At 70.1% G+C, this 23,528-nt stretch carries 19 protein-coding genes, 1 tRNA gene and 2 pseudogenes; 7 read left to right on the top strand and 15 right to left on the bottom strand.

From position 1 onward, the window contains the following. Positions 1-11: 11 nt before the first annotated feature. The 3 genes and pseudogenes from AB0D12_RS25235 to AB0D12_RS25245 form a co-directional block, all read right to left on the bottom strand. Positions 12-599 carry a lytic polysaccharide monooxygenase auxiliary activity family 9 protein gene (locus tag AB0D12_RS25235; RefSeq protein ID WP_362687040.1) on the bottom strand — a complete coding sequence of 196 codons (588 nt, stop codon included), beginning with the start codon at positions 597-599 and terminating at the stop codon, positions 12-14. A gap of 127 nt (positions 600-726) precedes the next feature. Continuing rightward, positions 727-1,839: pseudogene (locus tag AB0D12_RS25240) on the bottom strand (SPFH domain-containing protein); the annotation flags it as partial. Positions 1,840-1,995: 156 nt separating this feature from the next. Continuing rightward, positions 1,996-3,369 carry a peptidoglycan-binding protein gene (locus AB0D12_RS25245; protein ID WP_362687043.1) on the bottom strand — a complete coding sequence of 458 codons (1,374 nt, stop codon included), beginning with the start codon at positions 3,367-3,369 and terminating at the stop codon, positions 1,996-1,998. 207 nt (positions 3,370-3,576) lie between these two features. Here AB0D12_RS25245 and AB0D12_RS25250 point away from each other — a divergent pair. The 3 genes from AB0D12_RS25250 (at position 3,577) to AB0D12_RS25260 (ending at position 7,974) form a co-directional block, all read left to right on the top strand. Further along, a tRNA-Lys gene (locus AB0D12_RS25250) sits at positions 3,577-3,650 on the top strand. Positions 3,651-4,096: 446 nt separating this feature from the next. Further along, positions 4,097-6,025: a glycosyltransferase family 2 protein gene (locus AB0D12_RS25255; protein ID WP_362687046.1), complete on the top strand. Its 1,929-nt coding sequence runs from the start codon at positions 4,097-4,099 to the stop codon at positions 6,023-6,025. 5 nt (positions 6,026-6,030) lie between these two features. Further along, the gene (locus AB0D12_RS25260) at positions 6,031-7,974 is read left to right on the top strand and encodes a galactose oxidase-like domain-containing protein (protein WP_362687351.1); all 1,944 of its coding nucleotides are present in this window, start codon (positions 6,031-6,033) and stop codon (positions 7,972-7,974) included. Positions 7,975-8,158: 184 nt separating this feature from the next. On the opposite strand, the gene AB0D12_RS25265 is transcribed toward AB0D12_RS25260, so the two are convergent. Beyond that, entirely contained in the window at positions 8,159-9,169 is a 1,011-nt protein-coding gene (locus tag AB0D12_RS25265) for a glycoside hydrolase family 6 protein (RefSeq protein ID WP_362687353.1), read from the bottom strand. A 203-nt stretch (positions 9,170-9,372) separates the two neighbouring features. On the opposite strand from AB0D12_RS25265, the gene AB0D12_RS25270 reads away from it, so the two are divergent. Both AB0D12_RS25270 and AB0D12_RS25275 read left to right on the top strand, forming a co-directional pair. Continuing rightward, positions 9,373-10,089 carry an ANTAR domain-containing protein gene (locus tag AB0D12_RS25270; protein ID WP_362687049.1) on the top strand — a complete coding sequence of 239 codons (717 nt, stop codon included), beginning with the start codon at positions 9,373-9,375 and terminating at the stop codon, positions 10,087-10,089. A 5-nt stretch (positions 10,090-10,094) separates the two neighbouring features. Continuing rightward, on the top strand, positions 10,095-10,847 hold the full coding sequence (locus tag AB0D12_RS25275; protein WP_362687052.1) for a GAF and ANTAR domain-containing protein: 753 nt from the start codon (positions 10,095-10,097) through the stop codon (positions 10,845-10,847). A gap of 288 nt (positions 10,848-11,135) precedes the next feature. On the opposite strand, the gene AB0D12_RS25280 is transcribed toward AB0D12_RS25275, so the two are convergent. The 10 genes and pseudogenes from AB0D12_RS25280 to AB0D12_RS25325 form a co-directional block, all read right to left on the bottom strand. Next, positions 11,136-11,804, bottom strand: a complete 669-nt coding sequence (locus AB0D12_RS25280; protein WP_362687054.1) for a class F sortase — start codon at positions 11,802-11,804, stop codon at positions 11,136-11,138. A gap of 1 nt (position 11,805) precedes the next feature. Then, entirely contained in the window at positions 11,806-12,420 is a 615-nt protein-coding gene (locus AB0D12_RS25285; protein ID WP_362687057.1) for a hypothetical protein, read from the bottom strand. A 93-nt stretch (positions 12,421-12,513) separates the two neighbouring features. Next, on the bottom strand, positions 12,514-13,293 hold the full coding sequence (locus tag AB0D12_RS25290; protein WP_362687060.1) for an HAD-IIA family hydrolase: 780 nt from the start codon (positions 13,291-13,293) through the stop codon (positions 12,514-12,516). A gap of 138 nt (positions 13,294-13,431) precedes the next feature. Then, a pseudogene (locus tag AB0D12_RS25295) lies at positions 13,432-13,974 on the bottom strand (extracellular solute-binding protein); the annotation flags it as partial. 175 nt (positions 13,975-14,149) lie between these two features. Continuing rightward, a complete protein-coding gene (locus AB0D12_RS25300; protein WP_362687063.1) occupies positions 14,150-15,217 on the bottom strand; it encodes an ABC transporter ATP-binding protein in 1,068 nt (355 codons plus the stop codon). Then, positions 15,214-15,897 (bottom strand): phosphonatase-like hydrolase, encoded by a 684-nt coding sequence (locus AB0D12_RS25305; protein WP_362687066.1) that lies wholly within the window; start codon positions 15,895-15,897, stop codon positions 15,214-15,216. The genes AB0D12_RS25300 and AB0D12_RS25305 overlap by 4 nt, the downstream gene beginning before the upstream one ends. 5 nt (positions 15,898-15,902) lie before the next feature. Beyond that, positions 15,903-17,024: a TIGR03364 family FAD-dependent oxidoreductase gene (locus AB0D12_RS25310; protein WP_362687069.1), complete on the bottom strand. Its 1,122-nt coding sequence runs from the start codon at positions 17,022-17,024 to the stop codon at positions 15,903-15,905. Positions 17,025-17,188: 164 nt separating this feature from the next. Further along, positions 17,189-17,953, bottom strand: a complete 765-nt coding sequence (locus AB0D12_RS25315) for a GntR family transcriptional regulator (RefSeq protein ID WP_362687072.1) — start codon at positions 17,951-17,953, stop codon at positions 17,189-17,191. Between the two features lie 30 nt (positions 17,954-17,983). Next, positions 17,984-18,907, bottom strand: coding sequence for a hypothetical protein (locus AB0D12_RS25320; protein WP_362687075.1), 924 nt, complete (start codon positions 18,905-18,907; stop codon positions 17,984-17,986). A gap of 127 nt (positions 18,908-19,034) precedes the next feature. Then, positions 19,035-20,450 (bottom strand): ROK family transcriptional regulator, encoded by a 1,416-nt coding sequence (locus AB0D12_RS25325; protein ID WP_362687078.1) that lies wholly within the window; start codon positions 20,448-20,450, stop codon positions 19,035-19,037. A gap of 138 nt (positions 20,451-20,588) precedes the next feature. Between AB0D12_RS25325 and AB0D12_RS25330 the strand changes: the two genes are divergently transcribed. Further along, positions 20,589-21,674 carry a Gfo/Idh/MocA family oxidoreductase gene (locus AB0D12_RS25330; RefSeq protein ID WP_362687081.1) on the top strand — a complete coding sequence of 362 codons (1,086 nt, stop codon included), beginning with the start codon at positions 20,589-20,591 and terminating at the stop codon, positions 21,672-21,674. Positions 21,675-21,721: 47 nt separating this feature from the next. Next, positions 21,722-22,207 (top strand): heme-degrading domain-containing protein, encoded by a 486-nt coding sequence (locus tag AB0D12_RS25335; protein ID WP_362687355.1) that lies wholly within the window; start codon positions 21,722-21,724, stop codon positions 22,205-22,207. A gap of 425 nt (positions 22,208-22,632) precedes the next feature. Here the strand turns inward: AB0D12_RS25335 and AB0D12_RS25340 are convergent, their stop codons facing one another. Next, positions 22,633-23,493, bottom strand: a complete 861-nt coding sequence (locus AB0D12_RS25340) for a fumarylacetoacetate hydrolase family protein (RefSeq protein ID WP_362687084.1) — start codon at positions 23,491-23,493, stop codon at positions 22,633-22,635. Positions 23,494-23,528 lie beyond the last annotated feature (35 nt).

Below are 23,528 nucleotides of genomic sequence, written 5' to 3' on the forward strand. Positions count from 1 at the left end.
CTGACTATCCGTCAGAACTGAACATCCGAGCAGGCGTAGAAGGCGTTGCCGGTGTCGTTCACGGTCCACACCGCGAGGATCAGATGCCGGCCGGACTTCGACGGCAGCGTCCCGGAGTGGCTGAGCGTGGAGGGCGGGCGCTGGCCGTTGTACGGGATCGTCAGGAACGGCTGCGACTCGAGCGAGGCACGGGTGAGCCCCTGGCTCGGATTCCAGCCGTTCTTGGTGATGTAGTACTTGAAGTCGGTCGTCGCATGCATGGCGGTGAACTGCCACCGGAAGGTGTAGTTCTGCCCCGAGGAGACCTTGGTGGTGGGCCAGGTGCCGCCGCGCGGGTCGTCGAGCTGCGCGAAGCGGCTGTTGCCGCCGGCGCAGATCGTTCCGTCGGCCGGACCCGCCGCCGGGAAGCCCTTGGGGCCTTCGACGCTCTGGGGTTCGTAGATGATCTCGCCACAGTTGGCGACCGTGCGGTTGGCGCAGAGTTTCTGGCGGCTGATGGGCGAGTCGGTGTAGCCATGGCTGCTGGCGCTGCCGGTCGCGAGCATGGTGGTGCCCGCCACTACGAGGCCGACCACGCCCGCGCATATCTTCTTGCGCATGCTTCGCTCCAGGAGAACGTGGGGGAGTTCTGTGGGCCGTGCTGCACGCGTGCGGTGGTACGCATTCCGGTTTCCGGTCTAGACCAAGTCCCAGAGTATTAACAGAACTTGAACATGTCCAGACCAATCACGCACCTTCCGCGGGCCCCGAACCCCCTTTGCAGAAGGCGACGGTGAGGTCCTTCACCAGAGCCTTGCGCTCGTGGTCGTCGAGCGCGACAAGCCCACGCTCGGTGAGCCGGTTCACCGCGTCGTCCACCGCCTTCACCACCGAAGTCAGCTCGCTGTCCCGGTGCTTGGCGTCGATCGCGGCGATCCGTCGGCGCTGCATCGCGACCGCCACCTCCGGCGCGTACTCGATCCCCGTCGGCTGCGCCGAGAAGAGCTCGATCCCCACCGGAGCGCACTCCGCCGACAGCAGACGCGTCAGCGCGTCGCCGACCGCCTCGGCATCGCGCAGGGTGGGCGCGTCCTCGTGGAAGGCATCGGCCGGCAGCTGCGAGAGCACCCGCGCCATCGCCGCCTCGACCTGCTCGCTCAGATAGTTCTCGTGGCCCTCGACGCCGAGCGCCGCCCGCGCCGTGTCCTTGACCCGCCACACCACGAGCACCACGACGCGCAGAGCCGTGCCGTCCGCGTCGACCGCCGGCATCGGTTCGCTGCGCCAGTGCCGCAGCCGTACGTCGACCCCGCGGCGCAGCAGCAACGGATTGACCCACACCAGCCCCGTACGCCGCACACTCCCCTGGTAGTCGCCGAAGATCGTCAGCACCCAGGCGTGTCCGACCCGGCCGCATCCCAGCCCGCCGAAGGCGAAGAGCGCCAGCACCACGCCCAGCGTGACCAGGCACCACAGCCCGATCCCGATGCCGTTGTACGGATACGAGGGCAGCCCGAGCAGCCTCGTCACCCTGCCCGGCAGCACTCCGACCCCCCACAGCAACGCGCCGATCCCGGCCAGCGCGCACAGCCCGGCGACCACCCCGGTCCAGCCGGGCAGCGCGGGCGCGGCCCGCTCGACCAGGTCCGGATCGACGGGCGGCGCGGGCCGCGGTGGGACCACTGCGGACCGCGGCACCGCGGTTCTGCGGCCGACCTTCGGCTGCTCGCCGGTGCCGTGCCGCCACCCGACGACGGCGGACCGCGGGGCGAGCGGCAGGGAGTCGTCTTCGCGGAAGAGGAGATGCACCGGGATCTCGGTGGTGACCTCCTGGGCGATGACCGGGGTGTGCCGCGGGCTGTCGGACGGCGCGGTGCCGTCCGGCTCCGGGGTCGTGGTGTTCATGACTGCCACCTCCACTGGTCGTTCCGTACTGCCGTCGCCGTGCCGGTCAGCTCCACCGCACAGCTCTGCCGGTCGGCTCCGTCGGCCGACTGGCGCCGGACAGCCGCGCCGTCAGGCGAAGAGCCGCCGCCAGGTCTCGGGTCCCGGGAAGCCGTCGGCCGCGGCGCCGCGCCAGCCCTGGGCCTGCTGGAACGCCTCGACATTGCGCCGGTCCACCTCGCCCCACGCCGGCCCGGGTCCCGATGTGTAGTGCTTGCCGTAGCCGCGCTTCACCAGCTGCCGGCCGAGCTGGGTGACGTAGGTACTGGACCGGCCGGGAAGGAAGTAGCCGCGCCCCGGGAAGGCGGGTGCGACCGCGCTCTTACCGCCGGGCCCGCTCGCCCCCGCGCCGATGATGTTCCTGCCCTTCTTGGTCACCAGCAGCCGCCAGGTGCCCGGCCCGGGCATCCCGTCCGCTTCCGCGCCCTGCCATCCCTGGGAGAGCTGGAACGCCTGAGTGGCCAGCCGGTCCATGTCGTCCCAGCGCGGTTCGGGCCCCTGGGGGTAGAAGTGCTTTCCGCCGCGGGTGGAGAGCAGCTCGGCGAGCCGGGTGACGTACTTGTTGTTCGCACCGGGTCCGAAGGCCGCCATCCCCGGATAGGCGCCCGTGCCGGGTTTGGCGCCCGTGCCAGGGTTGGCGCCCGTGCCGGGTTTGGCGCCCGTCCCCGGAACGGTGGCGACGGACGGCGCTTCCACCGCGGCGCCGGTGAGGCCCTTGTAGCGGTAGGGCAGGTACTTGCTGGAGTTGGTCCAGTACGCCATGGGCGTGGCCTGCCTACGGGTCTGCGGCTTCACCTGCTCGTACGCGATGTAGGAGGTGTGCGTGTAGTCGGTCCAGCCGCCGAAGAGCACGACGTGCGAGCCCCGGGTCGGATTGTCCGGGTTGTGGAAGAGCAGAATGTCGCCGGGCTGCAGCTCCTCGCGCGTGATCGGGGTGGCGTACTCGGCGAGGCTCCCCGTCCACTCATTGCCTGCCAGGCCCCATGCCATCGAGACATAGCCCGAGCAGTCCTGGCGGTATCCGTCGGTCCAGTACAGCTCCATGCTGTACGGGACCCCCGCGCTCACCCATTTCTTGGCCCTGTTGATGATCTCGGCCCGGGTCGTCTTGCGCAGCGGCGCGGCGGCCGTGGCCGCCTTGCCCGAGGGGCCGTGCAGCGGTCCGCTGCGGCCCTGCTCGGTCACGGGCACCGGGTCGGCGGTGGCCTGCGCGTCGACGGCCTCACCCGGCCGCGCGGTACCGGCAGCCGCGGGGCCGACGGCGTCCGCCACTCCTGCTCCACCGCTGCCGAGCACCACGCCCGCCGTGGCGAGCACGGCCAGCACCCGGCGTAAGCCGTGCGCGTTCGGGTGGCCTCCGGCCGCGAGGATGCGGCGCTGCTGGGCACAGCCCGCGCAGCCGCAGTCGGCCGCAGGCTCGTACTCCTCGAACACCGGCACGGTCATACGGACCCTCCGCACTCATCAAGTTCTTTTGGCTCTGTCGCACGGGTGCCGGCGTCCACTTCCGGCGTCCCCTATCAGCCGCCAACTGTCCCGTCTCATCGCATTTTGACGGAATGAAGGTAATAAAAGACGATTCGACAGGCCGGAATGATCAGAGAATGGTCATGAGCACCCGCGGCTGTCGGGTAAAGTTCTTCAGGCCAGCAGGCGCCGCTAGCTCAGTTGGTTAGAGCAGCTGACTCTTAATCAGCGGGTCCGGGGTTCGAGTCCCTGGCGGCGCACGCAGAACTGAGGCCCCCTCACCACACATGAGGGGGCCTTGGTCGTACATCCAGACGTTTTCAGCCACTCCAGCCCCGGCGTGATCCCCTCGCAAGAGGGCCTCAAATCGCACATATAGCCGATTAACGCCCCGTTTCACCCTTGCGATCATGACAGGGGGTCGTAGACCCTGTCCTGGAGCCAATACCCTCAATGGGGCATCCCTTTAGCACAGTTGGGCGTATTTGGAGGGGATAATCCCGTTGCAGGGACACGGGACAGGGGTCCCGTTCACAGATCGAACACGCTACGGGCATCATGCAACCAGCAGGTGACCGTTTCGTGTCTGTAGTGACGGTGGCCCGCCAATGATGCGTCCAGGACTGATGGTCGAGGGGGACCGGCGGTCAGGACGAAACGACCGACCACAGCTCACGCAGCCAGCTTGCGTGCGGGGGGATGACTCATGACGTCGACGCCAGACGGCGCCCGGCAGCCCAACGACCCTTCCCGGACGACTCAGCTCCGGATACCGGCGCACCTGCGCACCGCCGGGCAGCGGCTGCGCCCCAAGAAGGCACTGCCGCGGTACGACTACGAGCACTACAGCAGGCTCGCCGGACCCCTGACCCAGCCCGACCCGGCCAAGCCGTACACCGTGCAGTACCGCTCGCTGCTCTCGCAGGAGCCGCACCGTATCCGGGCCGCCCTGCTGCTCGGCGCCGCGCCGCTGGTCTCGCTGGGCCTGTTCGCCTGGCTGATGCAGCCCCAGCACTGGACCGAGCGCGACCCGAACCTCAAGAACGACACGCTGCTCATACTCGACGTCGTCATGCTCGTCTCGATCGGTCTCATCGAGCTCTTCCGCACGATGAACGTCCTGTCGAACGCGCACGCCACGCTGGTGGCCCGCGACCCGGTCCCCGTGGTGCCCGAGACCGGCACCAAGGTCGCCTTCCTCACCTCCTTCGTACCGGGCAAGGAGCCCCTGGAGATGGTGACGAAGACGCTCGAGGCGGCCGTGCGGATCCGGCACCGCGGGCTGATGCACGTCTGGCTGCTCGACGAGGGCGACGACCCCGCCGTCAAGGAGGTCTGCGCGCGGCTCGGTGTCCACCACTTCTCCCGCAAGGGCGTTGCGCACTGGAACCAGGCCAAGGGCCCGCACCGGGCCAAGACCAAGCACGGCAACTACAACGCCTGGCTCGAGGCGCACGGCGGCAACTACGACTTCTTCGCCTCCGTCGACACCGACCACATCCCGCTGCCCAACTACCTGGAGCGGATGCTCGGCTACTTCCGCGACCCGGACGTCGGCTTCGTCATCGGCCCGCAGGTGTACGGCAATTACGACACCTTCGTCACCAAGGCCGCCGAGTCGCAGCAGTTCCTCTTCCACGCCCTGATCCAGCGCGCGGGCAACCGCTACGGCGCGCCCATGTTCGTCGGTACCTCCAACGCCGTACGCATCAAGGCGCTCAAGCAGATCGGTGGTCTGTACGACTCGATCACCGAGGACATGGCGACCGGCTTCGAGATGCACCGTGCCAGCAACCCGGACACCGGGAACAAGTGGCGCTCGGTCTACACCCCGGACGTGCTGGCCGTCGGCGAAGGGCCCACGGCCTGGACCGACTTCTTCACCCAGCAACTGCGCTGGTCGCGGGGCACATACGAAACGATCATGAAGCAGTACTGGAAGGGCTTCTACTCCCTGCCTCCGGGCAAGCTCTTCAACTACACGATGATGATCATCTTCTACCCGATGTCGGCCCTCAACTGGATCCTGGCGGCGCTGAGCTGTGCGCTGTTCCTGGGCATGGGCGCCTCCGGTGTGCAGATCGACCCGACGATCTGGATGATGCTGTACGGCAACGCCTCGGCGCTCCAGATCGGCCTCTACATCTGGAACCGCCGCCACAATGTCTCGCCGCACGAGCCCGAGGGCTCCGGCGGACTCGCGGGCATGGTGATGTCCGCGCTCTCCGCGCCGATCTACGCACGCTCGCTGATGGACGCCGTACTGCGCCGCAAGAGCAGCTTCGTCGTGACCCCCAAGGGCGACTCGTCCAGCCCGGACACCCTCTTCGGCACCTTCCGGATCCATCTCTTCTTCATCCTCGTGTTCGGCGGATCGCTCGGCTCGTCCTTCTACTTCGGGCACGACCATCCGGCCATGATCACCTGGGCCACGCTGGCCCTGCTGATCACCGCGGCCCCCATCTTCGCCTGGCGGCACGGCATCCGTGCGGAGAAGAAGAAAAAGCGCAGAAGGCGGCACGGCGGCGGACAGCCGCCCGCCGCCACCCCGGAAGCCCATGTGCCGCAGCAGCGGCCGCAGCCTGCCACCACCGACCAGACCATGCAGATCGCCCTTGGGGGACGTAAGAAATGAGCACGATGCCCGTGCGGCCGAACCACCGCAAGAACCGCGCCCGTCGTGTGGCGATAAGCGCGGCGGTGGTCGTCGTAGTGGCCGGGTTCAACGGGCCGGCGATGTGGCGCTTCGGCTCGGAGCAGTACCACGACTACAAGATCAACAAGCCGGAGTACAAGGCGGCCAACGGCCACTGGGACTTTCTGGACGTCCCCGCCGAGTACAAGATCAATTCGATTCACGCCGCGCTGCTGCACACCGGCAAGGTGCTGCTGATAGCGGGCTCCGGCAACAACCAGAAGAACTTCGACGCGAAGAAGTTCGAGTCGGTGCTGTGGGATCCGAAGACCAACGACTTCAAGAAGATCCCCACGCCCAAGGACATGTTCTGCGCCGGGCACACCCAGCTGCCCGACGGAAAGCTGCTGGTCGCGGGCGGCACCAAGCGGTACGAGAAGCTCCAGGGCGACGCCACCAAGGCCGGCGGCCTGATGGTCGTCCACAACGAGGACCCGGATGAGCCCAAGACCCTGCCCGCCGGAACGAAGTTCACCGGCAAGCAGGGCGGCAAGACCTTCGTCTCCAAGGACCCGGTCCTGGTGGAGAAGGCGAAGAAGGTCTTCGACAAGAAGACCGGCAAGTTCCTGCGCAACGACCCCGGGCTCGGCCGTATCTATGTCGAGGCCGAGGAGTCCGGGAAGGAATACGAGACCGGCACCGAGGACAACTACCGGGTGCAGGGCCTCAAGGGCGCGGACGCCCGCAATGTCTACGGCATCGCGCAGAAGCTCGCGCTCGACAAGAAGGACTTCCAGGGCATCAAGGAGGCCTACGAGTTCGATCCGGTGGCGGAGAAGTACATCACCGTCGACCCGATGAACGAGGCCCGCTGGTACCCGACGCTGACCACGCTCAAGGACGGCAAGGTCCTCTCGCTCTCCGGTCTCGACGAGATCGGGCAGATCGTCCCCGGCAAGGACGAGATCTACGACCCGAAGACCAAGACCTGGAAGTACACCGGGATCATCCGGAAGTTCCCCACCTATCCGGCGATCTTCCTGATGGACAACGGCAAGCTCTTCTACTCCGGCTCGAATGCCGGGTACGGGCCCGCCAACGTCGGCCGTGATCCGGGCGTCTGGGATCTGAGGACGAACAAGTTCGACAAGATCCCGGGCCTCAGCGACCCGGACAGGATGGAGACCTCGGCGACCGTCATGCTGCCGCCCGCCCAGGACCAGCGGTTCATGGTCATCGGCGGTGGCGGGGTCGGCGAGTCCGAGAAGGCCAGTGAGAAGTCCCGGCTGGTCGACCTCAAGGCCGCGAACCCCCGCTTCAAGGACGGCGCTTCACTGGAGAAGGGCACCCGCTACCCGAGCGCCTCGCTGCTGCCCGACGACTCGGTCCTGGTCACCGGCGGCTCCGCGGACTACCGCGGGCGCGGCGGCTCCAATGTCCTCCAGGCGCGTACGTACGACCCGAAGACGGGCACGTACAAGCGGGTCGCCGACCCCGCGGTGGGGCGCAACTACCACTCCGGCTCGGTGCTGCTCCCCGACGGCCGCGTCATGATCTTCGGTTCGGACTCGCTCTACGCGGACAAGGCCGACACCAAGCCGGGCGTCTTCGAGCAGCGCATCGAGATCTACACCCCGCCGTACCTCTACCGGGACTCCAAGCCCGAGGTGAGCGGCGGGCCGAAGGCCATCAAGCGCGGGGACACCGGCACGTTCAAGGTCAAGAACGCCGCGTCCGTCAAGACGGCGAAGCTGCTGCGGCCGAGCGCCGTCACGCATGTCACCGACACCGACCAGCGCTCGATCGCGCTGGACATGAAGAAGACGGCGGACGGAATCCAGGTCACCGTGCCGAAGAACCGGGCGCTGGTGCCGTCCGGCTGGTACATGCTCTTCGTGACGGACGACAAGGGCACGCCGTCCGAGGGTGTGTGGGTCGAGGTGCCGTAGGCCCGCAGGTCCGAGGTGCCGTAGGCCCGCAGGTCCGTAGCGCCGTAGGCCCGCAGGTCCGAGGTGCCGTAGGCCCGCAGGTCCGTAGCGCCGTAGGCCCGCAGGTCCGTAGCGCTTGACCGTACGTGGGAGGGCCGGCAGCTTCCTCAGCTGCCGGCCCTCCCACGTACCGTTACCGCGAAAGCTACTTGGTGCCGCGCGCCAGACCGAGCGCGTACTCCGGCCACCACTCGCCCGCCTTGGGCCCGCCCTTGCAGTCCCCGTCCGACTCACCGGGCCGCTTCACCCACAGATACGCGTCGACCAGCGCATCACCGGTCCTGGCGGTGGGCTCCTCGCCGAGCGCACGGCCCGGCGGATTGCACCAGTTCTCCTTCGGGTCGCCGCCGGTGTACGGGCCGTTGCCGTTGCGGCTGGTGTCGATGACGAAGTGCTTGCCGCCGACCTTCGCCGAGAGCTTCTTGCCGAAGTCCTTGCTCACCGTGGTCGGAAAGAAGTTGGAGACATTGACGGAGAAGCCGTCCGCCTTGTCGACCCCGGCCCGCTGGAGCGGCTCGAAGAGCGCGTCGGGCTGGGACCAGCCGGCGTTGCCCGCGTCCAGGTACACCTTTGTGTTCGGCTGCTTCTTCAGCCGCTCGACCGCGCCCTTGAGCAGGTCGAAGCGCTCCTCGTGGAACTCCTGCGGCGTACAGCTGTCGACCAGGTGCAGCACCGCGTCCGGCTCCAGTATCACCGTGGCCCGCCGGTCGCCGATACCTCCCGCGACCTTGTCCACCCACGCCCGGTAGGCGTCGCCGTCGGCCGCGCCGCCCTTGGAGAACTGCCCGCAGTCGCGGTGCGGGATGTTGTAGAGGACCAGCAGCGCATCCCGGTCGGCCTTGGCGGCCGCCTCGGTGAAGCCCTTCGCCTCGGCCTCCGGATTGTCCGGACCGATCCACTCGCCGACCGGCTGATCCGCGATCTTCCTGATCAGCTCGGCGTTCTTGTCGTCGCCGTCCTTCCGGTAGGAGGCGACCTGCTTGGCGGCGTTCCCGTCGGGATTGACCCAGTAAGGATCCTTCGCCTTGGGCTGCTGGCTCACCACCGGCTTCTTGTCCTTGTCCTTCTCCCCGTCGGACGAGCAGCCCGCCAGAAGCAGCACCGCCCCCGCCGCGGCCACGCACAGCCGGGCACGCCCGGTGCAACTCCCGTACATCCACTCCCCCTTGGGTGCACTCAATCCCAGGCCGTCTCCAGGCGCCCCGTCCCGGACAAGACCGGTCGAATCCATCCTGGCACAACCGCCGTGAGCGTCACGAGACCGGTTCTCTTCGTGGACATCCTGTGACCGGGTTGCGGGGATACGATGTGCCAGCTGCTCCGTCGCACTCCCTGGAGGAGGGTTTGGTCAGTGCTCGTATGACTGCCCTGCTGGACGAGCTGGCGGTTCAGCGGACCGACGGACTCGACGCGTCCTTCGCGCGCCGGTGCGCCGATGCCCTCGGGATCGACGGACTGGCGGTCACACTCTCCGGCGACGATTCCTTCGGCGAACTGGTGTGGGCGAGCGACCCGCTGAGCGCCCAGCTCGACGACCTCCAGTTCACCCTCGGTGAAGGACCTGGCATGGACGCAGTGGACGGCGGCGTGCTGGTACTCGACGCCGATCTCCGGCTGGTCCCGCGCGCACGCTGGCCGGGCTTTCTCTCCAGCGCGGAAACACTGGGGCTGCGCGCGGTCTTCGCCTTTCCCCTGCAGATCGGAGCCATTCAGGTGGGCGTACTCACCTGTCGGCGGTCCACGCCGGGACCGCTCGACGCGACCGCGTTGTCCGATGCCCTGGTGTTCGCGGACGCGCTGACCCTGACCCTGCTGGGGGACGTGGCACACGGATTCGCCGAGCATGCCTCGCTGCACCGTGCCGAAGTGCACCAGGCGACTGGGATGATCGCAGTACGGCTGGGTGTCACACCTGCCGTGGCGCTCGTACGACTGCGAGCGTACGCATACGCGACAGAACGCCCCATCGTGGATGTGGCGAGGGACATCGTGGCGCGGAAGCTCCGGCTTCCCGCCGATGAGGCGGAGCGGGACGGCGACGACACCGGCACCCGAAGCCCCGACGGAGGTGGGTGACAAGGATGGACAGCACCTTGCGCGAACAACGGATCGCCTCGGCTTTCGTGGAGCTCGCCGACACGCTCGTCGCCGACTTCGACGTGATCGAACTCCTGCACAGGCTGTCGGGCCACTGCGTCGACCTGCTGGACGTCGAGGCCGCCGGACTGATGCTGGTGAACCAGCGCGGCCAGCTGCAGACCGCCGCGTCCTCCGACGAACGGTCCTGGCTGCTCGAGCTGTTGGAGCTCCAGCACAGGGAGGGGCCCTGCCTCGACACCTACGGCACCGGTACGGCAGTGCCGCCGATCTCGCTCAACAGCCGCGAAGCGAAGCTCCGCTGGCCGCAGTTCGCCCCACAGGCCCAGCAGTACGGCTTCGAGGCCACCTACGCCGTACCCCTGCGGCTGCGCGAGAACGTGATCGGCGCACTGAATCTCTTTCTGACGAAACATCAGAAACAGCAGTCACAGGGGCAGGTGACACTGGCGCAGGCACTCGCGGACGCCGCCACGATCGGCATTCTGCAGCAGCGGACCATACAGCAGAGTGAACTCCTCGCCGAACAGCTGCAGTCGGCGCTCACCAGCCGGATCCGGGTGGAGCAGGCCAAGGGCATGCTCGCGGAACGGTGGGGCGTCTCCGTGGACGAGGCGTTCGAGGCAATGCGCCGGTACGCACGGACGAAGCGGGAGCCGCTCTCCCGCCTTGCGCATCAGATCGCCGACGGCTCACTGCCCTTCGAGGCGCTGCGGGAGGCCGCCGACGGGAACTGAGGGCGACGGCCTCGCAACAAGGCGTCATCCGCCCTCTAGGCCGGACCATCTCCCCGGCCTAAGGTGTGGGGCAACGGCCCCGGTCCCCGGCTCACGCGCAACCGGACCACACGGCCTCCTGTGCCGGCCCCGGGCTTCTCCCGCAGCCCGGGCACCCGCGGTAGAGGACCGGCTCGGCCGGCGGCTCCGGGGGGAGCGCGTCGTCGGTCGAGCCAGGTTGCCGCCCTCCGCAGCTGTTCCGCCCTCCGAGGCTGTTTCTTCACGGCATGGACTTCTTGACTTCTTGATTCACTTCGTGGCGACGCCGGTGAGATAGGCCGACACCACCACATTGGCGCTGTATGTGCGCGTCGCCCGGTCGAAGGTGCCGCCGCAGGTGATCAGCCGCAGCTCGGCGCGCCCGTCCTTGCGCGGCCCATAGACCTTCCGCGGATCGAACCGGTCCCGGCCGAAGACCTGGACGTCGTCGATGGTGAACTCGGCGACCGAGCCGTCGGTCCTGGTCACCCGTACCTTCTCGCCCGGCCTGGCGGCACTCAGACCGTAGAAGACGGCCGGTTTCGACTCGGTGTCGACATGGCCGACGAGCAGCGCGGCACCCACCGCGCCCGGCTGTGTACCGCTGCCGTACCAGCCGACCGTGCGCGGCATCGCGTACGGGGGCGGGTCCACGGCGCCCGTGGCATCCAGGCCGCGCGGGACCACCGCCGCGGTGATGCCTATCGACGGGATGTCCACCTGGTGCGGCTTCGCCGGCTGGATCGGGTCGTGGGCGGGCGGCATGGGGACGCCGAGCGGGCGGCCGACCGCAGCCACATCGCCGGTGGTGGGGGCGGAGCTGCCGCCAGTGCTGTCGGCGACCTCGCGGCCCCACAGCCACAGCCCGAGCAGCAGTACCGCCCAGGCCACTCCGATGAGCAGCCGGCCGTTGCCCGCCGGACGTTCGGCGGCGGACATGTCAGTCAGCGTCCGTACGCCGGCGCCGCGAGGTGCGGGAGGCCACGGCGACCGCCGCCACGCCCGCGAGGACCAGGCCGATCACGGTGTGCGGGACTCCGGGGCCCGCGTTCTGCCGGTTCACGCTCGCGTCCCGGGCAGCGAGCTGCGCGGCGGCGCCACCGCCGCCCGCCCGTACCGGCGCGACGGGCGTCGGCTGCTGGGACGGCTGATTCGTCGGCTGCTGGGTCGCCTGGTTCGTCGGCTGCTGGGCCGGCTGGTGCTGGACGACCTGGACGCGGCCCGAGGCGGAGTGGCCAAGGCCGTCGCAGGTGACATTCACGTCGTACGCGCCGGGCTTCACGCCGACTTTGACCATCGTGTTCCCGAACAGCTGAGTGTTCTGTCCGACCCGGCGCGACAGCTCGGCGTCCGCGACGAAACCCTGCGACGCGACGGCTCCCGTCGTGCCCTTGCAGCCCGAGACACGGAGCTCAATCCTGCCGCCGGGTGCGGCGGAGGCCGGGGCGATCGTGACCTTCACGGAATCGTCTGCGTACGCGGCGGTGGCGGCGGGCGCCAGGACGAGTACGGCGGCCGCCCCGACGGCACGGAGAGCAATCAAACCTGAACGCATCGTGAACCTCCTGATACCGAAAAGATTCACCCGCGCCGGGCGTTTTCGCATCCGCAGGAGCGGCCCACTGCTCCGTATGGCCCTCTGACGTGCTCAGATGCGGTCGACGAGATCCGCGATCGAGTCGACCACCGTGGACGGCCGGAACGGGTACTTGTCCACGGTCTCGCGGTTCGTGAGCCCGGTCAGCACCAGAAACGTCTCCATACCCGCTTCCAGGCCGGCCAGCACGTCGGTATCCATCCGGTCGCCGATCATGGCGCTGGTCTCGGAGTGCGCACCGATGGCATTCAGTCCGGTCCGCATCATCAGCGGGTTGGGCTTGCCCGCGAAGTACGGATCCCTGCCGGTCGCCTTGGTGATCAGCGCGGCGACGGCTCCGGTGGCGGGCAGCGGGCCCTCGGCGGAGGGGCCCGTCTCGTCGGGGTTGGTGCAGATGAACCGGGCCCCGGCGTTGATCAGCCGGATCGCCTTGGTGAGCGCCTCGAAGCTGTACGTACGGGTCTCGCCGAGCACCACATAGTCGGGTTCGTGGTCGGTCAGGACATAGCCGATGTCGTGCAGGCAGGTGGTCAGACCCGCCTCGCCGATGACGTACGCCGTGCCGCCGGGACGCTGGTCGTCCAGGAACTGCGCGGTGGCGAGCGCCGAGGTCCAGATGTTCTCCACGGGCACGTCCAGGCCCATCCGGGCGAGCCGTGCGTGCAGGTCGCGAGCGGTGTAGATGGAGTTGTTGGTCAGCACCAGGAACGGTGTCCCGGTCTCCCGCAGCCTCCTGATGAAGGCGTCGGCGCCAGGGATCGGCACGCCCTCGTGGATCAGGACACCGTCCATGTCGGTGAGCCAGGATTCGATCGGCTTGCGCTCTGCCATCAGACTGGGACTCCTGCCGTACGCAGTTGTGCAGTGTGCTGTGCATGGGACGCCGGAGGCACGGCTCTGTGGCCCTCCGGCACCCCAGCCTAATCAAGTAGTGCTGATCTTGACCCCGTCGATACCGGGTACCCGTTGTCAGCTGCCGGTCGCGGACTTCCAGGCGTCGACGTACGACGGAAGGTTCTTGTCGATGTCCCGCCAGTCGGGCTCGAAGATGTCGACACCGTCGATCAGCTTGGCGAGCTCGATGGCGTTGGCGTCGGTGGCCTTGACGTCCGTACGGGCGGAGAAGCCGCCGCCGACCGCGCTGACCTGCCGCTGGGCCTTCTCGGTGAGCATGAAGTCGAGCAGCTTCCTGCCGTTCTCGGTATGCGGGGCCTTGTTGACGAGCCCTGCGGCGTACGGCAGCGCAAAGGTGGTGGGCTTGCCGCCGTCCTTCGCCGGGAACCAGATGCCGAGGTTCGGCATGGACCTGGACTGCGCGAAGTTCATCTGTACGTCGCCGTTGGCGACCAGGATCTCGCCCTTGTCGACCTTGGGCGCGAGCTTGGAGGTGGAGGGCGACGGGCCGACGTTGTTGGCCTGGAGCTGCTTGAGGTACGCCATCGCCGGCTCCTTGCCGCCGAAGTCGTGCATCGCCTTGATGACGACGGCGGTTCCGTCGCCCGCGACGCCGGGACGTGAGCCTGCCGCCTCCCGACGCTCGGGGCCGACCGCAGCACGTGAGCCTGCCGCCTCCGGCCGGTCCGGGCCGACCGCCGCGTCGCGCGCGGGCGGCGGCGGCGTGCTGCCGCCCGCCGGGGGGCCATCCGTCGGGCGCAGCCCACGACGGTCCGCAGCCGACTGCGACGCGTCAGGCATCGGACGCCCCCGGCCCCGCCGGCAGCAGCACCGCGTCCTCCGGAGCGAAGTGCAACGTCACCGCGTCACCCAGCGCCGGCGTCTCCCGCAGTTCGCGGACGTCCGCCTTCACGCGGTGGCCCGCCACCTCCACGTACAGGCGATGCGTGGAGCCGCGCCACTGGATCTCCGTGAGACTGCCACGCAGAGCGTTGGGGCCCTCGCCGAGGCCGACCAGGTGTGGGCGTACGCAGAGCGTGGCCGTCGCGCCGGCCGACGCCTCGCCCGTGGTGACCTTCACCTCCGCGCCGGCGAAGGAGACCGCACCGGAACCGACCGTCACCGGCAGCAGATTCGCGTTGCCGACGAAGGACGCGGTGAATTCCGTACGGGGGCTGCGGTACAGCTCCTGCGGCGTACCGCAGTCCTGGAGCCGCGCCTTGTCCATGACGGCGATACGGTCCGCGAGCGTCAGCGCCTCGGCCTGGTCGTGCGTGACGTACAGCATCGAGACGTCCGGCAACTCCCGGTGCAGCCGCGCCAGTTCCGCCAGCATCCCGGACCTGAGCTGCGCGTCGAGCGCGGACAGCGGCTCGTCGAGGAGCAGGACGTTCGGGCGGATCGCGAGCGCACGCGCGATCGCGACGCGCTGCTGCTGCCCGCCTGACAGCTCGCGCGGGTAGCGGCTCGCGTACGCCGCCATGCCCGTCATCTCGAGGGCCTCGGCCACCCGGCCGGGTATCTCGCGTTTCGCGGCCTTCTGCGCCTGGAGGCCGAAGGCCACGTTGTCCTTGACGCGCATATGCGGGAAGAGCGCGTACTGCTGGACCACCATGCCGATGCCGCGCAGGTGCGGCGGCAGCCCGGTGACGTCCCGCCCGCCGATGAACACCCGCCCGGAGACCGGCTGCACGAAACCGGCGACCGCCCGCAGCGCCGTCGTCTTCCCCGATCCGGACGGCCCCAGCAGCGCCATGAACTCTCCCGGCTCGACGGAGAGGTCGAGCGAGTCGAGCGCTGTGGTCTCGCCGTGCCTCCCGTACGCGACCGAGACGTTCTCGAAGCGGATGCCGCTCGTCATCGGTCCGCTCCGGCGAGCAGGCCCGGCAACTCGGCGACCGAGCCCAGCACATGGGTCGCGCCGTACTGCTCGAGCTGCTCCTTGTCGTGTGCGCCGGTCAGCACTCCCGCGACGACGCCCGCGCCGGAGCGTACGCCGCTGAGCATGTCGTACGAGGTGTCCCCCGCGACCGCGATCTGCTGGACGCCGTCCACCGCGCCGGTGCGCAGGAACGCGGCGAGCACCATGTCGGGGTAGGGGCGGCCGCGGCCGCCCGCGTCGGCCGGGCAGAGGGTGAGCTCCACCAGGTCCTGCCAGCCGAGCGCGGCGAGGATCGCGTCCTGGGTGGGGCGGGCGAAGCCGGTGGTCAGCACGACGGTGCGGCCCTGGGCCCGCAGCTCCTCGACGGCCGTCCGCGCGCCGGGAACCGGCGCGATACGGCCGGCGTCGACCAGCTCCCCGTACGCCTCCTCGAACGCCGCGTTGGCCTGCCGGGCGCGCGCCTCGTCACCGAAGAGATGCCGGAAGACGGAGATCTTCGACTCGCCCATGGTCGCGCGGACGTGGTCGAGCATGCCGGGCATCGAGTCCGGCTCGGCTCCCACGCGCTCCGCGGCCGACGCGAAGGCCTGCTCGACCAGTCCGCCGTCGGCGACGGTCGTACTGGCCATGTCCAGTACGACGAGGTTCAGCTTCGTCAATTTCCTCACCAGCCCGGTTCGTTCGCGGTTGATTCGGCGATGGCGGGCGAGCAGGTCATGCCGCGCCCGCCCGGTCCCGTCACCAGCCACACGTGGTCGCGCACCTGCTCCCGGTGCACGACACGGCTCTTGTCGGTGCACTGCGCGTACACCCCGGCCCAGCGGCGGCGGATCTTCGGCAGCGGCCGGCCGAGGAAGGACTCGACGACCTCGGCCAGGTGCTCGTACGGATCCTCGAGGATGTCGAAGGCGAAGGGGTGCTCGTACTCGTGGGTGTCGCCGATGGTGAGCCCCCCGTCGCGGCGCTGCACCATCAGCAGCTGCATCTTGTGCGCGGCGGCGGTCGGCGCCTGGGCCTGCCCCGCGTTGAGCGCATCCAGGGCATCGCTCGCATACGCCGGGTAGTAGCGGAAGCTGTCGGCGTCGGCGATGGACGTGGTGAGCGGCTCGCCGAGCGGGTCGGTCTGCATCATCTGGAGGCGCACGCGGCGTACGGGGAGGCCGGGGGCGAGCTCGCGGACGAGACCGGAGAGCGATGCGCCCGTACAGAGGACGACGGCGTCGCCGGTGTGCACATCGCCGTGGTCGTCGCGGACGGATCCCTCACCCAGCACATCGCGGACCTCGCGCCCGCCGAGATACGTGTATCGCCCGGACGCCAACAGGGCATTCTTCAGGGCGAGTTGGGAGGGTCGCGGCTCGACGGCGGCGTCCCGCTCGCACCACAGCGCCGCCGCGAACCCGCCGCGCAGCGCCGGGTTGATCCGGCGCGCCTCGGCGGCGGTGACCAGCTTGTAGCCGCGAGCGGCCGCGTCGGGCCTGGCCACGGCCGCCTCGGCGACGGCCAGCTCCAGGTCGTTCCGTACGGGAGTGAGCGAGCCGATGGCCCGGAAGCCGAGACCGGGCACGCGCTCCCCGATGGACTCCCACAACTCGCGGGCGCGCAGCGCGGTTTCGAGCTCCTCGCCGCCCGCGCGGCCGCTGACCCATATCTGCCCGAAATTACGCAGACTCGCGCCTCGCGCCTCCGTCTCGCGCTCGATCTGGACGACCTCGTGGCCGCGTTCCACTGCGTGCCAGGCGTGCATGGTTCCCACCACGCCGGCTCCTACGACGATGACTCTCACGGCGGCAACGCTCCTGGGGGCTGGTGACCCGGATGACTCCGGGCAGCAACGGGAGGGTGAACGGGCACCCAAACTTGGACTAGACCCGTTACCCTCTCGTTATCAGGGTGATGCGTCCAGAGGCCGTTGCGAAGTTGAGTCAGCCGTCGCCCGACCCTCGGCCCTCAGCCCTGATTCCCCAGATGGGCAGTGAAGCTGAAGCGGTCGCCGCGGTAGAGCGTGCGCACCCGCTCCAGCGGCTTGCCCGCCGTGTCCCGCGAGACGCGGTGGAGCAGCAGCATCGGCAGGGCCGGCGGCGTACCGATCAGCAGCGCCTCGCGCGGCGTCGCGAGCACCGTCTCGATCCGCTCGTCCGCGTCGCCGAAGGAGATCGCCAGGCGCTCGCGCAGATAGGCGTAGAAGGACGAATCGGGGTCGAAGTCGGCGTCCAGCCGCGGCACTCGGGCCACCGGGACATACGTACTCTCCAGGCCGACCCGCTCGTCGTCCGCGAGGAGCACCCGCTCCATGTGCCAGACCGGTTCACCGCGCGCCGCCCCGATCTCGGCGGCCAGCGCGTCGGAACACGGGAAGCGGTCGAGGCTGATCAGGCTGCGGCCCGGCCTGCGCCCCTGGCGCCGTACGCCCTCGGTGTAGCTGGCGAGCGAAAGGGGCTGCTCCAGCTTGGGGCCCGCGACGACCGTGCCGCGGCCCTGGCGGCGCAGCCGGCCCTCCAGGAGCAGTTCGCGCAACGCCTGGCGCACCGTCTCGCGCGAGACCTCGTACCGTACGGCGAGATCGCGCTCCGTGGGCAGCAGTCCCCCTTCGCCCAACTCCTCGATCAGGAGGGAGACACGGGCCTTGACGGCGTAGTACTTGGGGATGCGTCCGTGCTCCGGGATGCCGGAGCGGACAGCGGCGCCGGGCGCCTGGTCGTTCGGGTAGTCCACCCGGGAATGCTCGCAGACGGATGTGAACGCTCAGCGCCGCCAGGCACGCAGCCGCCGGGAGGCCAGGACCAGCGCCCCGCTGCACAGCAGTACGGCACCGAGGGCGGCACCGAGGCGGAGCAGCGAGCCGATGCCGGTCGTGGCGAGCTCGTCGAGGGTGACGGACGCCCCGGAACCGTCGTCGTCCATAACGGCGAAGCGGTAGTCGCCGGACTCACCCACCCAGTCGCCGTCGTTGCCCTTCCGCTGCACGACCGCGGCATTGACCGTGACCTGGTTGGGCGGGGTGTCGGGCGCGAGGGAGAGCCGGACCTTGGCGGTGACCGACTTACGGGCCGGGACGACGAAGCCGGGGAATCCGCCGTCGAGGACGCCGACGACCTCGTCCTCGGCGGTCGTCTCGAGGGTGACGGGGCGCCAGAGGGCTGCCTTGTCGTCGTGGAACTCCAAGGTGATCCGCGCCGGGGTGAGACCGGGGTCGCGCCCGCTGAAGATGATCACCGGGTGGATGCTGCGGCAGCTCTCGTCGGTGGTGTTGGCGAGGTCGACCGACCACTCCTGGAAGCCGCCGCCGGCGCGGTGGACGGTGGGGCCGCCGTGGATGCGGGTGTCGATGGGGAAGTCGGGGTCGGAGACCTTGCCGCAGGTGGGCTGCTGCTCTCCGGGCTTGTCGGCTGCGGGCTTTCCGGCACCGGGTCCCGGCACCTGCGCGGCGGCGGTCCCAGGTGCCGCGGCCGACTGAGACACCGTGGCCGCCTGAGGCGCCCCTGCTTGCTCAGGTGCCGCTACCTGCTCAGGCGCCTCGGCAGGCTCGGCAAGCTCGGCAGGCTCGGCGGACGTTTCGGCGGCGGCATGTGCGGTCACGGCGGCGGCCACCGCGGCCGAGCCGGTGAGCGCCGCGGGCGCGATCGTGGCTGCGGTGACTCCGGCGGCGAGGACATTGCGCAGTCGCATGGGTGACCTTTGCTGCTCGGCTGCTCACGAACCGCCGGGGGATCACCCGGTCGTACTCCGAGACCCTGCCACGCGCGCGCGGACACCACGGCCTCATGCGGCCGCACAGCCTCGCAATTTCGCCCTATCAGCCTATTTTCGGTGCGGCGGGAGACGCTTCCGCACGTCCGAAGACGGGCGCAAGGACCAACTGCGCGGCGCCCTCCGCGACGACGTGTGCGCCGCCTTCGGCGAGGCCGACCGGGACGCGGACACACTCGCCGACTCCCCGTACGAACGGCTCGGCGGCCGCGGCGACGACCCGGCCGCCGAGCAGCACCCGGTCGATGTCGAGCAGCTCGACGAGGTTCGCGGCGCCGGTACCGAGGACGCGGGCGGCCAGGTCGAGATCGCCACGGTCGACGGCCGCGAGGCAGAGCGCCTCGATACAGCCCCGCTTTCCGCACCCGCACTCGGGCCCGTCGAGCTGGATGACCTGATGCCCGAACTCCCCCGCGCCGGTGCGCGCGCCGCGGTAGAGCGAGCCGCCGAGGACGAGACCGGCGCCGAGTCCCGTACCGAGATGGAGATACGCGAAGGAGTCACCGGACCCGCGCAGTGCGAGCCCGAGGGCGGCGGCATTGGTGTCCTTGTCAAGGACGACGGGCAACCCGAGCCGCGCGGCGAGCGCGTCACGGAGGGGAAACCCGTCCCACTGCGGAAACCCGGTGACGCGATGCGGAACACCGGTGGCGTGATCAAGCGGTCCGGGCATGGCCACGCCAACACCAAGCACGAGCGGCGGGCCGCCCTCGGGTCGGCAGGAGGCGGCCTCGGGTGCTGCGGGCTCGGGTGCTGCGGGCTCGGGTGCTGCGGGCTCACGCCCGGCAGTTGGCCGGGCGCCGGCCGTATCCGTGGCCCCAGGCCGCACGGCGGACCCGGCCCCGCGCGGGACGGCCGCAGGCGCCGCAGGCGCATGCTCGGCCGGGCCCACGGCCCGGGGCCCCGACCTCGTCGTTTCGCCCCAACGCGGCGAAGCCTGCACCCCCGGCCCGGGGGGCTGGGGCCCCGACCCCGTCGTTTCACCCCGACGCGGCGAAGCCTGCACCGCCGGCCCGGGGGGCTGGGGCCCCGCCCCAAGTTTCGGGAAGGGGCGGGTGAGGGGAGGGCTCCCCCCGGCCCGCACCGACAGCGCCTCGACCTCCGTCGCCACCCGCTCCACGACCGCCTCCGCCCGCGCGCCCAGGTCCAGCGGCACCGTGCTGACCGCGACCGGAGCGCCCGCCAGGTCCAGCAGCACCAGCGTCAGCTCGTCGCGGTCCAGGTGCAGCCCGACCGCGTGGCCCGCCGACGGGACCAGCCGCAGCACCGTGCCCGGTCTGCCACCGGTCGACGCGCGGCGGCCCGCATCCACCGCCAGCCCCTCTTCGCGCAGCCGGGCCGTGATCTTGCTGACCGCCTGCGGGGTGAGCCCGGTGCGCTCGGCGAGCTCCATCCTGCTGATGCCGCTCTCACCCGCCGTACGCAGCAGGTCGAGCACCAGCGCCGCGTTATGGCTGCGCAACGCCAGCAGGTTCGCTCCCGTAGCGACCGTAGCGCCCGTAGCTCCCATAGCTCCCGTACTGCTCCTCACGGTCCTGTTCACGGACCCCATTGTCCCCTCCGCTTGCACTTTGGCAACACCGTTGCTTAAGTGGAATGCATGACTGGCACCGGCACCCCCCTCCGCGTCGGACTCGTCGGCTACGGCCTGGCGGGCTCCGTCTTCCACGCCCCGCTGATCGCCGCGACCGAGGGGCTCGCCCTCGACACGATCGTCACCTCGAACCCGGAGCGGCAGGAGCAGGCCCGCACCGAGTTCCCCGACGTGCGCTTCGCGGCCTCGCCCGACGAGCTGTGGGAGCGGGCCGACGAGCTCGATCTGATCGTGATCGCCTCCCCCAACAAGACGCATGTCCCGATCGCCACGGCCGCCCTCAAGGCAGGCCTCCCGGTCGTCGTCGACAAGCCCATCGCCGGCACCGCCGCCGAGGCGCGTGAGCTCGCCGCCCTCGCCGAGGAGCGCGGTCTGCTGCTCTCCGTCTTCCAGAACCGCCGCTGGGACAACGACTTCCTCACTGTCCGGAAGCTGATCGCGGACGGCGAGCTCGGCGACGCACTGCGCTTCGAGTCGCGCTTCGAGCGCTGGCGCCCGCAGCTCAAGGGCGGCTGGCGCGAGTCGGGCGACCCGCAGGAGATCGGCGGTCTGCTGTACGACCTGGGCAGTCATGTCGTCGACCAGGCGCTGACCCTGTTCGGCCCGGTCGTGCGCGTGTACGCCGAGGCCGATGTCCGCCGCCCCGGCGCCCAGACCGACGACGACACGTTCATCGCGCTCACGCATGCGAACGGCGTCCGCTCGCATCTGCACATCAGCGCCGTGACCGCGCAGCTCGGCCCGCGTTTCCGGGTGCTCGGCTCGACGGCGGGCTATGTGAAGTACGGCCTGGACCCGCAGGAGGCCGCCCTCCGCGACGGCAGGCGTCCCGACTCCGACGCGAGCTGGGGCGTCGAGCCCGAGTCGCTGTGGGGCCGCGTCGGCGCGGGCGAGTCCCCGCTGACCGGCGGCGGCCGCCCGGTCGAGACGGTTCCGGGCGACTACCCGGCGTACTACGCGGCCATCGCCACCGCTCTGCGTGAGGGCACGGCCCCGCCGGTCACCGCTCTCGAGGCGGCGGCCGCGCTGGACGTCCTGGAGGCCGCGCGCCGCTCCGCCCGTGAGGGCATCACCGTGGAGGTCTCCGCGTGACCGCCTCGCCCACGCCGTCCGCCTCGCCCACCCCTTCCGCCTCGCCGATCCCCTCCAGCCCGGCCGCGCCCGCACCGCTCACCGTCGACGAGCTCGTCGCCCAGGAACGCCGACTGACCCTGCGCCGGTTCACATACGAGGACGCCTGGATGCTCGGCAGCCTGCTCGTCGAGCTGGCCCGCGAGCGCCGGTCGCCGGTCGCGATCGACATCCGGCGCGGAGCACAGCAGCTCTTCCACTGCGCGCTGCCGGGCTCGAGCGCCGACAACGACGCATGGATCGACCGCAAGCGGCGGGTCGTCGAGCGGTACGGCCAGAGCTCGTTCCTGGTCGGCACCCGCCACCGCGCGAAGGGCACGACGTTCGAGGAGTCCTCGCGCCTCGACCAGGACGTGTACGCGGCCCACGGCGGCTCGTTCCCGATCACGGTCGAGGGCGTGGGCGTCATCGGCTCGATCACGGTCTCGGGCCTGCCCCAGGCGGAGGACCACGCGATGGTGGTCGAGGCGCTGGAGCGTTTCATCACTGCTTGAGCCAAGGCTGCGCTGCCTTCGGCAGCGCTGTCCTCAATCGCCGGCCGGGCTCACAATGCGCCCGTCCTGCGATTGAGGACGGGCCCACCCCAGGGGCCACGGCACCCACCCGGAGGAATGAAGCCCATCCGGCGATCAAGAACCCCTCGCCACCTGGACTCTTGAGCCCGTCCTGCGATTGAGGACGGACCCGCGCCCCGGACGGACCCGGCCCTCCAACGCAGCTCCACGGCCCCGGCCGGGGGAATGAAGCCCGTCCGCCGATCGAGAACGCCCCGCCTCCCGGGGGACCCGTCTTGAGCCCGTCCGGCGATTGAGGACGGACCCGCCCCCCGGACGGACCCGGCGCTCCAACGCACCCCGCACCAAGGCAGCCCGCACCAACGGGACACGGCACCCACCCCCACGGCCCCCGCCGGAAGGCGCTACGCGTCTTTCAGCTCCTGGCGCTGCCGGCCAAGCCCCTCGACCTCCAGCTCCACCACATCACCCGCCCGCAGGAACGGCTTCGGCTCCGGCTGCCCCAGCGCGACGCCCGCCGGCGTACCCGTATTGATGACGTCCCCGGGGTACAGCGTCATGAACTGGCTGACGTACCGCACCACCTCCGCCACCGGAAAGATCTGGTCGCCGGTCCTGCCGTTCTGCTTCAGCTCGCCGTTCACCCACAGCCTGAGCGAGAGCGCCTGCGGGTCCGGCACCTCGTCCGCCGTCACCAGCCATGGGCCCAGCGGGTTGAACGTCTCGCAGTTCTTGCCCTTGTCCCACGTGCCGCCGCGCTCGATCTGGAACTCGCGCTCCGAGACGTCGTGCGAGACCGCGTACCCGGCGACGTACGACAGCGCGTCCTCGTCGTCCTCCAGATAGCGGGCCGTACGTCCGATCACGACCGCGAGCTCGACCTCCCAGTCGGTCTTCCGGCTGCGGCGCGGTACGAGCACGGTGTCGTACGGGCCGACGACCGTGTCGGCCGCCTTGAAGAAGACGACCGGCTCGGCCGGAGGCTCCGCGCCCGTCTCGGCGGCGTGGTCGTGGTAGTTCAGCCCGATGCACACGACCTTGCCGATACGGGCGAGCGGCGCACCCGTACGCAGGCCGTCGGCGTCCAGTACGGGCAGCTCACCGTCGTCGGCCGCGGCCCGTATCCGGGCGAGCGCCGACGCATCGGCGAGCAGCTCACCGTCGATGTCCGCGACAAGGCCGGACAGGTCGCGCAGTGTCGTCCCGTCCTCGTCGAGCAGAGCCGGGCGCTCGGCGCCCGCTGTACCGACTCGCAGCAGCTTCATGGTCAATCTCCCCTGGTCGTGTGCGAGCCCGGTCG

It is taken from the genome of Streptomyces sp. NPDC048479, assembly GCF_040651435.1.
Classification (GTDB): Bacteria; Actinomycetota; Actinomycetes; order Streptomycetales; family Streptomycetaceae; genus Streptomyces.

Excerpts from the sequence above, each read along its gene's own strand:
- AB0D12_RS25255 (WP_362687046.1), top strand. The coding sequence starts at position 4,097 with ATGACGTCGACGCCAGACGGCGCCCGGCAGCCCAACGACCCTTCCCGG.
- AB0D12_RS25330 (WP_362687081.1), top strand. The coding sequence starts at position 20,589 with ATGACTGGCACCGGCACCCCCCTCCGCGTCGGACTCGTCGGCTACGGC.
- AB0D12_RS25290 (WP_362687060.1), bottom strand. The coding sequence starts at position 13,293 with ATGGCAGAGCGCAAGCCGATCGAATCCTGGCTCACCGACATGGACGGT.
- AB0D12_RS25300 (WP_362687063.1), bottom strand. The coding sequence starts at position 15,217 with ATGACGAGCGGCATCCGCTTCGAGAACGTCTCGGTCGCGTACGGGAGG.
- AB0D12_RS25245 (WP_362687043.1), bottom strand. The coding sequence starts at position 3,369 with ATGACCGTGCCGGTGTTCGAGGAGTACGAGCCTGCGGCCGACTGCGGC.
- AB0D12_RS25280 (WP_362687054.1), bottom strand. The coding sequence starts at position 11,804 with ATGTCCGCCGCCGAACGTCCGGCGGGCAACGGCCGGCTGCTCATCGGA.
- AB0D12_RS25275 (WP_362687052.1), top strand. The coding sequence starts at position 10,095 with ATGGACAGCACCTTGCGCGAACAACGGATCGCCTCGGCTTTCGTGGAG.
- AB0D12_RS25260 (WP_362687351.1), top strand. The coding sequence starts at position 6,031 with ATGCCCGTGCGGCCGAACCACCGCAAGAACCGCGCCCGTCGTGTGGCG.
- AB0D12_RS25340 (WP_362687084.1), bottom strand. The coding sequence starts at position 23,493 with ATGAAGCTGCTGCGAGTCGGTACAGCGGGCGCCGAGCGCCCGGCTCTG.
- AB0D12_RS25235 (WP_362687040.1), bottom strand. The coding sequence starts at position 599 with ATGCGCAAGAAGATATGCGCGGGCGTGGTCGGCCTCGTAGTGGCGGGC.
- AB0D12_RS25285 (WP_362687057.1), bottom strand. The coding sequence starts at position 12,420 with ATGCGTTCAGGTTTGATTGCTCTCCGTGCCGTCGGGGCGGCCGCCGTA.
- AB0D12_RS25320 (WP_362687075.1), bottom strand. The coding sequence starts at position 18,907 with ATGCGACTGCGCAATGTCCTCGCCGCCGGAGTCACCGCAGCCACGATC.
- AB0D12_RS25270 (WP_362687049.1), top strand. The coding sequence starts at position 9,373 with ATGACTGCCCTGCTGGACGAGCTGGCGGTTCAGCGGACCGACGGACTC.
- AB0D12_RS25265 (WP_362687353.1), bottom strand. The coding sequence starts at position 9,169 with ATGTACGGGAGTTGCACCGGGCGTGCCCGGCTGTGCGTGGCCGCGGCG.